General features: G+C 69.8%; 14 protein-coding genes and 1 pseudogene. 8 read left to right on the forward strand and 7 right to left on the reverse strand.

The features are described from left to right. The first annotated feature begins 9 nt into the window (after positions 1–9). Both HJC40_RS28220 and HJC40_RS28225 read left to right on the forward strand, forming a co-directional pair. Positions 10–780, forward strand: a complete 771-nt coding sequence (locus HJC40_RS28220) for an ABC transporter ATP-binding protein (protein ID WP_250005568.1) — start codon at positions 10–12, stop codon at positions 778–780. Continuing rightward, a complete protein-coding gene (locus HJC40_RS28225; protein WP_250005572.1) occupies positions 777–1,538 on the forward strand; it encodes an ABC transporter permease in 762 nt (253 codons plus the stop codon). The genes HJC40_RS28220 and HJC40_RS28225 overlap by 4 nt, the downstream gene beginning before the upstream one ends. A 34-nt stretch (positions 1,539–1,572) precedes the next feature. Here the strand turns inward: HJC40_RS28225 and HJC40_RS28230 are convergent, their stop codons facing one another. The 5 genes from HJC40_RS28230 to HJC40_RS28250 form a co-directional block, all read right to left on the reverse strand. Next, the gene (locus tag HJC40_RS28230) at positions 1,573–2,184 is read right to left on the reverse strand and encodes a VOC family protein (protein WP_250005575.1); all 612 of its coding nucleotides are present in this window, start codon (positions 2,182–2,184) and stop codon (positions 1,573–1,575) included. Then, the gene (locus tag HJC40_RS28235; RefSeq protein WP_250005578.1) at positions 2,181–2,894 is read right to left on the reverse strand and encodes a VOC family protein; all 714 of its coding nucleotides are present in this window, start codon (positions 2,892–2,894) and stop codon (positions 2,181–2,183) included. The genes HJC40_RS28230 and HJC40_RS28235 overlap by 4 nt, the downstream gene beginning before the upstream one ends. Before the next feature lie 124 nt (positions 2,895–3,018). Continuing rightward, positions 3,019–3,504, reverse strand: a complete 486-nt coding sequence (locus HJC40_RS28240; protein WP_250005581.1) for a flavin reductase family protein — start codon at positions 3,502–3,504, stop codon at positions 3,019–3,021. A gap of 28 nt (positions 3,505–3,532) precedes the next feature. After that, entirely contained in the window at positions 3,533–4,447 is a 915-nt protein-coding gene (locus tag HJC40_RS28245) for an AEC family transporter (protein ID WP_250005584.1), read from the reverse strand. A 66-nt stretch (positions 4,448–4,513) separates the two neighbouring features. Then, entirely contained in the window at positions 4,514–4,990 is a 477-nt protein-coding gene (locus tag HJC40_RS28250) for a glutathione peroxidase (RefSeq protein WP_250005586.1), read from the reverse strand. Between the two features lie 116 nt (positions 4,991–5,106). On the opposite strand from HJC40_RS28250, the gene HJC40_RS28255 reads away from it, so the two are divergent. Further along, entirely contained in the window at positions 5,107–6,279 is a 1,173-nt protein-coding gene (locus HJC40_RS28255) for a spore photoproduct lyase family protein (protein WP_250005588.1), read from the forward strand. Positions 6,280–6,442: 163 nt separating this feature from the next. Here HJC40_RS28255 and HJC40_RS28260 read toward each other — a convergent pair whose 3' ends face one another. Beyond that, positions 6,443–6,622, reverse strand: a complete 180-nt coding sequence (locus HJC40_RS28260; RefSeq protein ID WP_250005590.1) for a hypothetical protein — start codon at positions 6,620–6,622, stop codon at positions 6,443–6,445. A 383-nt stretch (positions 6,623–7,005) separates the two neighbouring features. Here HJC40_RS28260 and HJC40_RS28265 point away from each other — a divergent pair, with 383 nt between their 5' ends. The 3 genes and pseudogenes from HJC40_RS28265 to HJC40_RS46690 all read left to right on the forward strand — a co-directional run. Beyond that, positions 7,006–8,547, forward strand: a complete 1,542-nt coding sequence (locus tag HJC40_RS28265; protein WP_250005592.1) for a polysaccharide lyase family 1 protein — start codon at positions 7,006–7,008, stop codon at positions 8,545–8,547. A gap of 861 nt (positions 8,548–9,408) precedes the next feature. After that, complete coding sequence (locus HJC40_RS46685; RefSeq protein ID WP_374272928.1) at positions 9,409–9,624, forward strand: DUF2795 domain-containing protein; 216 nt, start codon at positions 9,409–9,411, stop codon at positions 9,622–9,624. Between the two features lie 181 nt (positions 9,625–9,805). Further along, positions 9,806–10,117, forward strand: a pseudogene (locus tag HJC40_RS46690) (hypothetical protein); the annotation flags it as partial. A gap of 735 nt (positions 10,118–10,852) precedes the next feature. On the opposite strand, the gene HJC40_RS28275 reads toward HJC40_RS46690, so the two are convergent. Further along, a complete protein-coding gene (locus HJC40_RS28275; protein WP_250005596.1) occupies positions 10,853–11,290 on the reverse strand; it encodes a MarR family winged helix-turn-helix transcriptional regulator in 438 nt (145 codons plus the stop codon). A gap of 87 nt (positions 11,291–11,377) precedes the next feature. On the opposite strand from HJC40_RS28275, the gene HJC40_RS28280 reads away from it, so the two are divergent. Then, positions 11,378–12,022 carry an FMN-dependent NADH-azoreductase gene (locus tag HJC40_RS28280; protein WP_250005598.1) on the forward strand — a complete coding sequence of 215 codons (645 nt, stop codon included), beginning with the start codon at positions 11,378–11,380 and terminating at the stop codon, positions 12,020–12,022. Further along, a complete protein-coding gene (locus tag HJC40_RS28285) occupies positions 12,019–12,681 on the forward strand; it encodes a hypothetical protein (protein ID WP_250005600.1) in 663 nt (220 codons plus the stop codon). The genes HJC40_RS28280 and HJC40_RS28285 overlap by 4 nt, the downstream gene beginning before the upstream one ends. Positions 12,682–12,714 lie beyond the last annotated feature (33 nt).

The raw sequence follows: 12,714 nt of genomic DNA on the forward strand, positions 1-12,714 counted from the left end.
ACACCGACCATGCAAACCACTGAACCCGCGATCCGGGTCCACGGACTCCGCAAGGCGTACCAGCAGTTGGAAGTTCTCAAGGGTGTGAACTTCGAGGTGGCGCGGGGCAGCATCTTCGCGCTGCTCGGCTCGAACGGCGCCGGCAAGACCACGGTCGTCCGCATTCTGTCGACCCTGCTCAAAGCGGACGACGGCTCGGCGACCGTCGACGGCTTCGACGTGCGGTCGCAGCCGGCCCGGGTACGCGAGTCGGTCAGCCTGACCGGCCAGTTCGCGGCGGTGGACGAGATCCTCACCGGGCGGGAGAACCTCATCATGATCGCCGAGCTGCGGCAGGTGGGCAGCCCCGGCAAGGTGGCCGACGACCTGCTCGACCGGTTCGGCCTCACCGACGCCGGGCGGCGCCGGGTGGGCACCTACTCCGGTGGCATGCGCCGTCGCCTCGACATCGCCATGAGCTTCATCGGCGACCCGCCGGTCATCTTCCTCGACGAGCCGACCACGGGCCTCGACCCCGAGGCGCGCATCGAGGTGTGGCAGATGATCCAGGACCTGGCCGACGCCGGCACGACGGTGTTCCTGACGACGCAGTATCTCGAGGAGGCCGAGAAGCTGGCCGACCGGATCGCCATCCTGCACCAGGGCACGATCATCGTGTCCGGAACCCTGGCCGAGCTCCGGCTCCTGCTTCCGCCGGCCAAGGCCGAGTACGTGGAACGACAGCCCACCCTCGAAGAGATCTTCCTGGCCGTCATCGGCGACAAGAAGGGGCAACGATGAGCACCCATGCTCTCAGCGACTCACGAGTGATGCTCAAGCGCTCGTTGCGTCACGTCACGCGCAGCCTGGACACCATCATCACGGTGACGATCATGCCGATCGCCTTCATGCTGTTGTTCGTCTACGTGTTCGGCGGCGCCATCCAGGCGAACACCGACAACTACGTCAACTACCTGCTGCCCGGCATCCTGCTCATCGCGATCGCCAGCGGCGTCGCCTACACCGCCTACCGCCTCTTCAACGACCTGCAGAGCGGCATCTTCGAACGGTTCCACTCGATGCCGATCGCCCGCCCGTCCGTGCTGTGGGGGCACGTGCTGACCTCGGTGGTGTCCAACGCCATCTCGGTGATCATCATCGCCTTGGTGGCCCTGGTCATGGGCTTCCGCTCGTCGGCCGGCCCGCTCGCCTGGCTCGCCGTGGCCGGCATCCTGGTGCTCTTCACGCTTGCGCTGACCTGGATCGCGGTGATCGCCGCGCTGTCGGCCAAGACCCAGGACGGGGCGGCCGCCTTCTCCTACCCGATCATCTTCCTGCCGTTCATCAGCTCGGCCTTCGTCCCGACCGACTCGATGCCCGGCCCGGTGCGGGCCTTCGCCGAGAACCAGCCGGTCACGTCGATCGTCGACACGATCCGGGCCTTGTTCGAGCAGCAACCGGTCGGCACCGAGATCTGGACCGCCCTGGCCTGGTGCGCCGGCGTGCTCCTGATCGCCTACCTGGCCGCCCTGGCGGCGTACCGGCGCAAGATCGCCTGAACCCCCGGACCGGGACGGCGGGGCCGCGGCTGACTCAGCCGCGGCCCTGCCACGTGGCGACGCAAGCTTCGTTGCCCTCGGCGTCGGCGAGGATCCACCACTTCGGGGCATGGGCGTCGGAGACGAGACGCCCGCCGGCGGTCAGCGCAGCGGCGACACGGGCCTCGGCCTGATCGTGGGGAACTGCCACGTCCAGGTGGACGCGGTTGCGCTGCGGACGGGCGACGTCCAGCGGCTGCAGGCCGATCCCCGGTCCGCGACCCCGCGGATCCCCCGCGACGTCGTCACCGACCTGCCGGTAGCCCAGCACCGCGCACCAGAACGGCAACACCTCGGCGCCGACGAGGGCGTCGATCGTGACGTTGACGAGCTGAACGGCAGCGGGTTCCGACAGGAGGCCCACCTGGGCGGCCGCGGCCGAGATCAGCCGGGCCGCGGCGATGTCACGCGCCGTCAGGGTCACGGTCACGCCGGCGTCCCGCAGGTCCATCCGCGGAGGAGCGTCGAGGGGGAGCCGATTGATCTCGTCGACCAGCGCGACGCCTTCGGCGAACGACCGCGTACGGAAGTGGGCCGCGACGACGTGGTAGAGAACGCGCCAGTCCTCGACCCCCTCGGCCGCGTGGAACTCGGCCGCTGTGGTCATGCGCGGCGCGGGGTCAGGACGCAGAAGCCGGTGCCGTCGGGGTCGGCCAGCCGGACGCTGCCGTCGTCGTGGCCGTCGCCGAGGTGGGTGGCGCCCAGGCCGAGCAGCCGGTCGACCTCGGCCTGCTGGTCGCCGTCGGCGGGCGGGGCGAGGTCGTAGTGCACCCGGTCGGGGCCGTGGCGCGGGTCCAGCGGCGGGCCGCCCCAGGTCACCTTGGCGCCGCCGCGCGGGGACTGGACTGCGGTCTCCTCGTCCTGGTCCCAGACCAGGGGCCAGCCCAGCGCCTCGCTCCAGAAACAGCCCACCTGCCGGGTGCCGTCGCAGGACAGGGCCCCGATGAAGCCGGTGCCGGCCAGGAAGTTGTTGCCGGCCTCGATGACGCAGAACTCGTTGCCCTCGGGATCGGCCAGCACGATGTGGCCTTCCTCGCCGGTCTGGCCGATGTCGACGTGCCGCGCGCCCAGTGACAGCGCCCGGGCCACGGTCTCGGCCTGGCGCTCCGGCGATTCGCTCGTCAGGTCGAAGTGCATCCTGTTCTGGGCGGCCTTGGGCTCGGCCATCGGAAGGAAGCGGATGCGAAATCCGAAGTCGTCCTCGGGCAGTATCGTGGCGTCGTCGGCTGTCTCCCGGCCCAGCAGGCCGGACCAGAACCGGACCTGTTCCGGCGGCCGGCTCGCTCCGAAAGTGACAGCGAACAAGCTGAGTGTCATCGCGTATCCCCCGATCGCCGGACGGCGACAGCAGCGTAAGCGAGGACCCGCGCACCCGCATGCAAGTTACGGCGCATCTGGTGGACTTCGCCGCAGCCGCGCGTGATCCATCCGCCCTGGGCCGCTACTGCTGATGAGTCTCGATGTAGGCGCGGTCGTGGTAGACGAGGTGGCCGGTGGCGTCGCCGAGCAGGACGTCGTGGACCTGGGCGATGACGACGGTCGAGGTGCCGACCGGGACGAGGTCGAGCGGGGTGCACCGCAGCGAGGCCAGGGCGGTGGTCAGCACCGGCTCCCCCGTGGGCAGCAGCTCCCAGCCCTGATCGGGGGTGAAGCGCGGGCCTCCCGGGCCGGCGAAGGCCCGGGCCAGGGCGACCGAGCCGGGGCCGAGCAGGTTGACCACGAAGCTGGGCGCCTCGAGGATCGCGCGGGCCGATGGCGAACCCATCACCGAGTACGACAACGCGGGCGGGTCGGCCGACACCGAGGCGACGCTGGAGGCGGTCAGGCCGACGGGCCCGGCCGCCGAGATGACCGCCACGCCGGTCGGGTAGCGGCGGAAGGCGGCCTTGAAGTCCTGCGCGACGTCATTTTGCACACTGGGCAACACTCTCCCACTGTAAAACTTGAAGTCGGCTTCACGTCAAGGTGTGCAGCAGGGTGATCGCCAGCAGCACGGGCACGCAGGCCAGCGTGGACAGGAAGATGGCGTCCCGGGCCAGGATCAGGGCCGTACCGGCGCTCTGCGCGTACAGGAAGATGTTCTGCGCCGTCGGCAGGGCTGCCATCACGGTCACCCCGTATGTCTGGGTGGGTGGGAGCCGCAGCACGTGGGCCAGGGCGAAGGCCAGCGCGGGCATGACCGCGGTCTTGAGCACGACGGCGGCCGCGGTGGGCCCGCGGTCGGGGCCGGGCGCGAGGAGCCGGCGGCCCGAGAGCGACATGCCGAAGACCAGGAGCACCACCGGTACGGCGGCCTGGCCGATCGCGTCGACGGGCTGAGCGAGCACGCCGGGCAGCTTCAGCCCGGTGACAGCCAGGATCACGCCGAGCAACAGGGCTACCGTCAGTGGGTTGCGCAGTGGTGCCCTCAGTGACGTACGCCAGGACGAGTGACCGGTCGTGACCACCTGCAACATCGTCAGCGCGATCGGCGTGATCACCAGCAACTGCAGCATGACGATCGGCACGACCAGCGCGGTGTCCCGCAGCACGTAGGTCGCCACGGGAACGCCGATGTACGTCGCGTTGGTGTAGCCCGCGGCCAGAGCCCCCACGATCCGGGTGCCGCGGTCACGGCCACGGGTCGTCAGCGCGTGCAGGCCGAAACAGAGCAGCGCGGCCGCCGCCGACACAACGAGCGGCCGGGTGAAAAGCACACCGGGGTCGGACGCGGCCGCGACGCTGAAGATCAGAAAGGGCGTCAGCACGGCGAACGTGAGCCGGCCGCCCACCGCCTCGGTCTCCTCGGGCAGCCCGCCCCAGCGACCGGCCACCCAGCCGACCAGCACGATCACGCCGATCACCGCGAATCCGGAGAGCGCCGAGACCATGCGGCGTGACGCTACGGCACCCCCGCGCCGTCCGCATGCGGAACCTGCTCGCCCTCCGGCCCGGCGTCAGCGAGGCGCGGCGATCTCCCGCTCGACGGCGGCCGTCAACTGCTCGTCGTCCGGGGTGACGCCCGGCGCGAAGCGGCCCGCCACCTCGCCGGTCCGGGAGATCAGGAACTTCTCGAAATTCCACTGCACGTCCTGGTCACCGGCCAGAGCGCGGTAGAGCGGGTGCCGCTCGGGCCCGAGCACGGCGATCTTGGAGAACATCGGGAACTCGACGCCGTACGTGCTGCGGCAGAACTCCGCGATCTCCTCGTCGCTGCCCGGCTCCTGCCCGGCGAAGTCGTTGGCCGGGAAACCTAGCACGGAGAACCCCTGCTCCCGGTACCGCTCGTGCAGCTTCTCGAGACCCTCGTACTGCGGGGTGAGCCCGCACTTCGAGGCCACGTTCACCACGAGCAGCACCTGCCCCGCGTAGTCGCCGAGCGTGCTCGTCCCGCCCGAGATGGTCGTCAGCGGAATGTCCTGGATCGCCGTCATCGCTGTTCCACTCCTTGATAGCGGACCGCTTCGTGTTCGGGGGGCCGCCTTGATCGCGGACCCGATCGCGGCCCGCTGTCACGGTACATCCGCGCAGGCCGGGGTACTGGTCGAGGGTGACCGACCTGGACGTGCCCCTGGCCCTCGACGACCCGGCCGCGCCGCACAGCGCCAGCGGCGAGACGGTGCGCACCCACGACCTGAGCGACGTCGCGCCGCCTGCCCGGCCGGCCCGGCGGTGGTTTCCCAAGCGGGTCGTGGCCACCCCGCCGGCCTACGACCACCCGCACGGGCGGCGCATCATCGAGCGCGTCGAGGCCCAGGGCATCGAGGTCGAGCGGCTGACGTCGGCCCGGCTGACCGGCGTCCGCGGCGAGAACGACCGTCAGACGTACGCGCGGGCGAAGTCGACCCTGGCCATCGTGGTCAGCCCGCCGTCGCGCCGGAAGCTGCAACCGATTGCACCCAGCGCCGACTGGCGGTTCGACCTGGCCGAGGGCTGCCCGGCCCACTGCCAGTACTGCTACCTGGCCGGCTCGCTCTCCGGCCCCCCGGTCACCCGCGTCTACGCCGACCTCGACGACATTCTCGACAACCTGACCGAGTACGCCGGCCGGGGCACCGTCACGTCGCGGCGGGTCGCGCGCCGGGACGAGGGCACCACGTTCGAGGCGTCCTGCTACACCGATCCGCTGGCCCTGGAACACCTGACCGGCAGCTGGCGGCGGGCGGTCGAGCACTTCGGCGCCTGGGACGCCTCGGTCCAGCTGCGCTGGACGACCAAGTTCGGCGACGTGGACAGCTTCGTCGGGCTGCCGCACCAGGGGCGTACGCGGGTGCGGTTCAGCGTCAATTGCCTGCCCGTCACGACGCGGATGGAGGGCGGCACGAGCCCACTGCCCGAGCGGCTGGCGGCGTTGCGGAAGCTGGCCCTCGACGGCTACCCGGTCGGGCTGACCATCGCGCCGATCATGACGGTCGACGACTGGCGGGAGGCCTACGGCGAACTGCTCGACGCGGTAGCGGCGGCCGTCGACGGCGTACCGGAATTGGACCTGACCGCCGAGCTGATCACCCACCGCTTCACCCCGGGCAGCAAGGAAGTGCTGCTCGGCTGGTATCCGCGCACCCGGCTGGAGATGGACGAGGAGTCCCGCAGCCGCAAACACGGGAAGTTCGGCGCGGTCAAGTACGTCTACCCGGCCGACGTGATGGCCGAGCTACGCGGCTGGTTCGAGCACGAGATAGCCGCGCGCCTGCCACAGTGCCGCATCCTCTACTGGACCTGACCCCGCCCGCGATCACCAAACAGAGCCCACCCTCCCTGGGGGAGCCCCCTCGAACATTGTCGCGCAAAAGCGCGAGATCGTTCGTGTGGCCTGTGGACAACTCGCCTCTGTGGACAAGCGGCCGACGATCGACGGGCCGGGTTCGGGTCGTTGAACTGTGCCGTTACTCGCGGCGCGGCGTGTCGGGACCGCTCGGCCCCGGGACGTCGCCCGGCAGACCGGAGTCGTCCGGGTGGTGCTCCAGGAGGCGGCCCGGCTGCGGCCGCTCCCCCCGGTCGGGCAGGTCGGTCAGGTCGATCGGGTGTTCGAATTCCGGCTGGTCGTTCGGTTGGCGAACACTCATGTCAGCCTCCTTCGTCAACCCCTCCTCTTACCCGACCGCCGCAAAGCCATGCGACACCGCCGCGGCCCCGTTCGACCCCCCACCGCGAATCCCCCGATGCAAGCGGACGCCTGCGACACCGGCCCGAAGCTCCACGCTGCCCATCACCGGTCCTGCGAGACCCGGAGCGAACTCCCGGCGATGCCAACCCGCAAAGCCCGTCATTGCAAACACTGCAAACGCTTGCTTCTCGCATTCACGGCTTTCTATCCTCGCAGTGGTAAGCGCTTTCCTGCAGACGAATCGCCGAGTCGGCGTGGGTGGCTGGTCGACGACCCGGACGGTCGTGGACCCGAGACAACGGTTCGTGGTGGCGGCGCCCGTATGCGACAAGGAGCGAACCCATGAGACCAACCAGACGTGCCCTCGCGGCGCTGGCGACCGGAGCCGCCGGCGCGGCGATCGTCGTCGCCGTGCCCCTTCCCCAGGCCAGCGCGGCGGCGGTCGGCGCCGCGACCGGCTACGCGAGCACCAACGGCGGCACGACCGGGGGCAACGGCGGCGCCACCGTACGGGCCAGCACCGGCACCCAGATCCACCAGGCGCTGTGCGGCCGGGCCAGCAGCAGCACCCCGATCACCATCGAGGTCTCCGGCACGATCAACCACGGCAACACGACCAAGGTGTCGGGCAGCAGCTGCAACACGGCCGCCGACCGGATCGAGCTCAAGGAGATCAGCAACGTCACGATCATCGGTGTGGGCGGCGGCGCGGTCTTCGACCAGCTCGGCATCCACATCCGAGACTCCAGCAACATCATCATCCAGAACGTGACCGTGCGGAACGTCAAGAAGTCAGGCTCCCCCACCTCGAACGGCGGTGACGCCATCGGCATGGAGAGCACCGTGCGCAACGTCTGGGTCGACCACGTGACGCTCGAGGCGTCGGGCGGCGAGTCGGAGGGTTACGACGGCCTGTTCGACATGAAGGATGACACCGAGTACGTCACGTTGTCGTACAGCATCCTGCGGAACTCGGGCCGGGGCGGGCTCATCGGCTCGAGCGAGAGCGACACCGGCAACAGCTTCATCACCTTCCACCACAACCGCTACGAGAACATCGATTCCCGTACGCCGTTGCTGCGCGGCGGTGTCGCCCACATCTACAACAACTACTACTTCCAGCTGCACGAGTCGGGCATCAACTCGCGGGCCGGCGCACGGGCCAAGGTCGAGAACAACTACTTCGAGGACTCCAAGGACGTTCTCGGCACGTTCTACACCGACCAGGCCGGCTACTGGCAGGTCGCGGGCAACATCCTGGACAACGTGACCTGGTCGAGCCCCGGCGGCGACACCAACCCGGCCGGCCCGAACCTGCAGTCCACCACCAGCGTCAGCATCCCGTACTCCTACCGCCTGGACGGCGCCGCCTGCGTGCCCGACGTCGTGCGCCAGACCGCCGGCGCCAACACAGGCATCCGCACGTCCACAGGCAACTGTTCCCCAACGGGCCCCACCACGCCGACCCCCACGACACCCGGCCCCACGACACCCGGCCCCACGACGCCGACCCCCACCCAGCCCAGCGGCACCAACCTGAGCCTCACGGCCGGAGCCGACGGCACCAGCAAGGCCGGCGGCACAAGCTACGGCAACGTCAAGGACGGCAACCTGACCACGTACTGGTCCCCCGCCGGCTCCACAGGCTCCATCTCGATCAAGTGGAGCACAGCCACCACAGTCTCAAGAATCATCATCAAAGAGTCCGGCAGCGCGATCGGCTCCTACCGCGTCCTCAACGCCGACACCGGCACAGTCCTCAAGACCGGCACCGGCTCCGGCGCGATCACTTTCACCCCGGCCTCCCTCAAAAAGGTCACCTTCGAAATCACCACAGCCACCACAACCCCCCGAATCACCGAGTTCGAGACCTACGCCTCCTGACCCCGTGACCCCGCAACACCCCTGAAGCACTCGCCGCCTTCCCCCGGCATTACCGGCCGAAGGCGGCGAGCCGCTGCCCAGCCGGGGATCCGGGCTGAAGTGCGCAAACCCGCTACCCACCCGGTTACGCCGGATGCAGGACGCCAAGCCGCTGCCCAGCGGTGATCCGAACTGAGGGGCGCCAAGCCGCTACCCACCCGGTTACGCCGGACATAGGACGCCGAGGCACTACCCAGCTGGTGATGCCGGGTGCCGTCGGTCCTGGGCCTTAATGAATTTGCGCTGCCGTCGACCACCCGTCTGGGGTCGTTCGCCGGTAGCTGCTCCGCCGTGAGACGTTCCCCGGTAGCTGCTCCGCCGGGACGGTCCCCCTGTGGACGATCGGGCTGTAAACGGTCAAGCTGTGGACGGGCGGCCCGCGGACGGTCCCGCCGTGGACGATCGCGCTGTGGACGGGCGGCCTGTGGACGCTCCCGCTACAGACAATCCGGCTGTGGACGGGCGGCCTGTGGACGCTCCCGCTGTAAACGGTCAAGCTGTGGACGGGCGGCCCGCGGACGGTCCCGCCGTGGACGATCGGGCTGTGGACGGGCGGCCTGTGGACGGCCCCGCTGCAGACAATCCGGCTGTGGACGGGCGGCCTGTGGACGCTCCCGCTACAGACAATCCGGCTGTGGACGGGCGGCCTGTGGGCTCCGGCCGTGTAGAGCTGAGCGACGCACGTGCGGCTGCCGGCGGGCGGATGACTGGTGCGATCGGGTTTCGCGGGTTCGGGCCATCGGATGTCGGCGTGGCGAAGGGCCGCGCCCGTGGGCACGGATCGGCCGGTGTGGGGTGGGTTTCTGCGGGTACGCGGGGCGGATGAGTGCTAACACCTTCGCTGAAGTGCAGGAACTGCTGAACGATCTTGATTTTCCGGCGGACAAGGACGCCATTGTCGAGCACGCGGAGCGGCGCGGCGGGGATGGGGACTCGGCGGCGGTCCGGGCTCTGCGGGCGATGCCGGTAGCTACCTACCGCAACATCTCGGAGATCCGCAGCTCAGTCGATCTTGGACCGGATGAGACGCCGGACTAATCGACGCGGACGTCGGAGGTTGTCGGACGGCTGGACTCGTCATGCTTGTCTTCGGCGGGCCCAGCCTTGACACCGACAGGCTCGCCCCGTCACTGGCGGGCTCGGCCTCGTCGCTGACGAACGCAGCCTCGTCACCGGCGAACGCAGCCTCGTCACCGGCGAACGCAGCCTCGTCACCGGCGAACGCAGCCTCGTCACCGGCGAACGCAGCCTCGTCACCGGCGAACTCAGCCTCGTCACCGGCGAACTCAGCCTCGTCACCGGCGAACTCAGCCTCGTCACCGGCGAACGCAGCCTCGTCACCGGCGAACGCAGCCTCGTCACCGGCGAACGCAGCCTCGTCACCGGCGAACTCAGCCTTGTCACCGGCGGGCTCGGCCTCGTCACCGGCGAACGCAGCCTCGTCACTGGCGAACTCAGCCTTGTCACCGGCGAGCTCGGCCTCGTCACCGGCGAACGCAGCCTCGTCTTTATGGGGCTCGGCCTTATTTGACAGGCTCCTTGGAATCGCGCCGCGCCGTCGGCAAGCCTCGAAGCGGAGCACGCGGCAGCGTTATTCGACAGCGCCCGCCGCCCGCCGCCGGCACCAGCCTCGAAGCGAAGCACGCAGCAGCGCCATTCTGGCAACGCCCGCCGCTCGCCGCCGACGGAAGCCTCGGGCGGAGCACGCGACGGCGACAGCCCGCAAACGAACCGACACGGCCCCAGCTCTCGCCCCGCGATTCAGAGCGGTGACCCATCGCCCAAGCGCAACGTGCTGACCGCAACCGGCACGGTCCTGCTCCCATGACCCACCACCCAGGCCCGCCCGCCCAAACCGACGCGCAGTCCAGCATCCACAACGCGGCAGCCAGACCCCTCACCCGCCAGGTGACCGCCACCTCCACCAGGCAATCAGCAGCCCGCGACCCACCACGAACCCGTCAGAGGCCACCCCCCAAGGTCGGGGCCGAGGGTGACCAAGCTCAGACCAAAAAGGCCTACCGTCCGAGCATGGTCACCCACCGCCCCCACCCGGGGGGGGCCGTGTGTCACCACCACAACACATAGATGCCTTACCGTCCGAGCTTGGTCACCCTCGGCCCCGACCGTCAACCGCAACAAACCAACGTCAGCGGCACCACACAGATATCGCGCCGTCGAGTCCCAGGCCACGAGCCGTCTTGGCTCCGCGACGAAGCCTCGCCATGGTGGCGCCCAGCCGAGCAGACCCCGCAACACACCAACATCACCCACCCGGAGACCCCAGAACCTTCTCCAAAGCAGAAGCCACAGCCCGGGCCTCCCCAGCCGTCATCCGAGACGTGAAATACCGCGAGATCGCATCGAGATACACCGGAGCAGCCCCCCGCAACCGCCGCCGCCCAGCATCGGTGATGACCGCGAAAGCCGACCGCTTGTCGTCCGGATTGCTCTCCCGGCTCACCAGACCGGCCTCGACAAGCTGATCCACCACCCGGCTGACCCGCGTCCGGCTGACCACCGCGACCGCCCCGAGCTCCCCCATGCTCAACCGCCGCCCCGGCGCCGAGTTCAGCTCGAGCAACACGTCGTACCAGGTCAACGGCAATCCACACGCCGCCTGGAGCTCCTTGTCCATCCGTGGGACCAGCGCCGCGTGCACACGCAGCAACGCCGCCCACGCCGCCACCTCGGTGTCACTCATCACCCCACCCTATCCACATCTTGTGCGTGCGCACACACGAGAGTCAGAATGTGCGTGCGCACGCATATTCACTATGGAGGTCCCGCCATGAACAAGGTCCTGCACATCTCCGCCTCTCCCCGCGGCCCCCGCTCCGAATCCCGGGCGATCGCCGCCACCCTCCTGGACACCCTCCGCGAGCTCTCCCCCCGGACCCCCATCGAGGAGTACGACCTGTGGGACGGCACGCTCCCCGAGTTCGGCCCCGACGCCGCGGCCGCCAAGATGGCCGTGTTCGCCGGCGAGACCCCGCAGGGAGCCCCCGCCGCGGCGTGGGACGCGGCCCGGCAGACCTTCCGCCGCTTCGACGCCTTCGACCGGTACGTGTTCAGCGTGCCGATGTGGAACGCCGGCATCCCGTACATCCTCAAGCAGTTCATCGACGTCATCAGCCAGCCCGGCCTGGTCTTCGGCTTCGACCCGGCCACCGGCTACACCGGCCTGCTGCGCGGCAAGCGGGCCGCCGTGATCTACACCAGCGCTGTCCACGGTCCCGGCCGTGGCCCCGCCTTCGGCGCCGACTTCCAGACCACCTACCTCGAGGACTGGCTGCGCTGGACCGGCATCGACGACATCCGGGGCATCCACTTCCGGCCCAACCTCGTGACCGCCGACGCCGCCACGGGTCGCCGCCTGGCCCACGCCGAGGCTCGCGACGTGGCCAAGCTCTTCCTGAACGGAGAAGACCGATGAGACTGGGACTGTGGGCGCTTCCCGTGTACGGCGTCCTTCTCGGCCTGAGCACCCTCACCCATCAGCCGCCCGTCGACGACTTCGACGCGTACGCGCGCTATGTCACCACCGATGTGTTCCTGATCAGCCATCTCGGCGCCAGCGTCCTGGGGGCGGCTCTGGCCGTCCTCGGCGCCGTGGCCGTGACCGCGTACCTCTTCCCACGGCCGGGCGCGGTCGCCGGGCTGGTGCTCACCACGGTCGCCAACACGTTCCTGGCCGCCGCGTTCGGCGCCGCCGCCTTCGTGCAGCCGGGTCTGGGCCGGGCCCACCTGGCCGGGGTCCCGGGCATGGCCGCGATCAACGACGACACCGCGTACGGTCCGGCCCTGTTCGGCACCGCCCTGTCCGCCTCGTTCCTGTTCATGGTGGCCGCGGTCGTGCTCGGCACCACCATCGCCCGCGCGGACCGGCAGCTCCGGTGGCACGGTGTCGCGTACGCGGTCCTGATCGTGGTCTTCACGGTCGGCGCGATCCTCTGGCCGCCCCTGCAGCCCATCGCCGGCTTCGCCTTCGCCGTGGCGACCGCCGCCCTGGCCGTCCGTCTCCCCCGGACGGCGCGGGCACGTGACTTCGCCGACCCGGCGCCGGTGCTGACAACCGGCCGCGTCCGGGCCTAGGGTGAGATCGGTCCCGTGCTACGCGCCACCCCG

Origin of the sequence: Actinoplanes sp. M2I2 (assembly GCF_023544445.1) — a bacterium.
Taxonomy (GTDB): domain Bacteria; phylum Actinomycetota; class Actinomycetes; order Mycobacteriales; family Micromonosporaceae; genus Actinoplanes.

Coding starts and splice junctions, on each gene's coding strand:
- HJC40_RS28250 (WP_250005586.1), bottom strand. CDS start 4,990: ATGACGGCGATCCAGGACATTCCGCTGACGACCATCTCGGGCGGGACG.
- HJC40_RS28230 (WP_250005575.1), bottom strand. CDS start 2,184: ATGACCACAGCGGCCGAGTTCCACGCGGCCGAGGGGGTCGAGGACTGG.
- HJC40_RS28275 (WP_250005596.1), bottom strand. CDS start 11,290: ATGAGTGACACCGAGGTGGCGGCGTGGGCGGCGTTGCTGCGTGTGCAC.
- HJC40_RS28245 (WP_250005584.1), bottom strand. CDS start 4,447: ATGGTCTCGGCGCTCTCCGGATTCGCGGTGATCGGCGTGATCGTGCTG.
- HJC40_RS46685 (WP_374272928.1), top strand. CDS start 9,409: ATGAGTGCTAACACCTTCGCTGAAGTGCAGGAACTGCTGAACGATCTT.
- HJC40_RS28235 (WP_250005578.1), bottom strand. CDS start 2,894: ATGACACTCAGCTTGTTCGCTGTCACTTTCGGAGCGAGCCGGCCGCCG.
- HJC40_RS28285 (WP_250005600.1), top strand. CDS start 12,019: ATGAGACTGGGACTGTGGGCGCTTCCCGTGTACGGCGTCCTTCTCGGC.
- HJC40_RS28280 (WP_250005598.1), top strand. CDS start 11,378: ATGAACAAGGTCCTGCACATCTCCGCCTCTCCCCGCGGCCCCCGCTCC.
- HJC40_RS28225 (WP_250005572.1), top strand. CDS start 777: ATGAGCACCCATGCTCTCAGCGACTCACGAGTGATGCTCAAGCGCTCG.
- HJC40_RS28265 (WP_250005592.1), top strand. CDS start 7,006: ATGAGACCAACCAGACGTGCCCTCGCGGCGCTGGCGACCGGAGCCGCC.
- HJC40_RS28220 (WP_250005568.1), top strand. CDS start 10: ATGCAAACCACTGAACCCGCGATCCGGGTCCACGGACTCCGCAAGGCG.
- HJC40_RS28260 (WP_250005590.1), bottom strand. CDS start 6,622: ATGAGTGTTCGCCAACCGAACGACCAGCCGGAATTCGAACACCCGATC.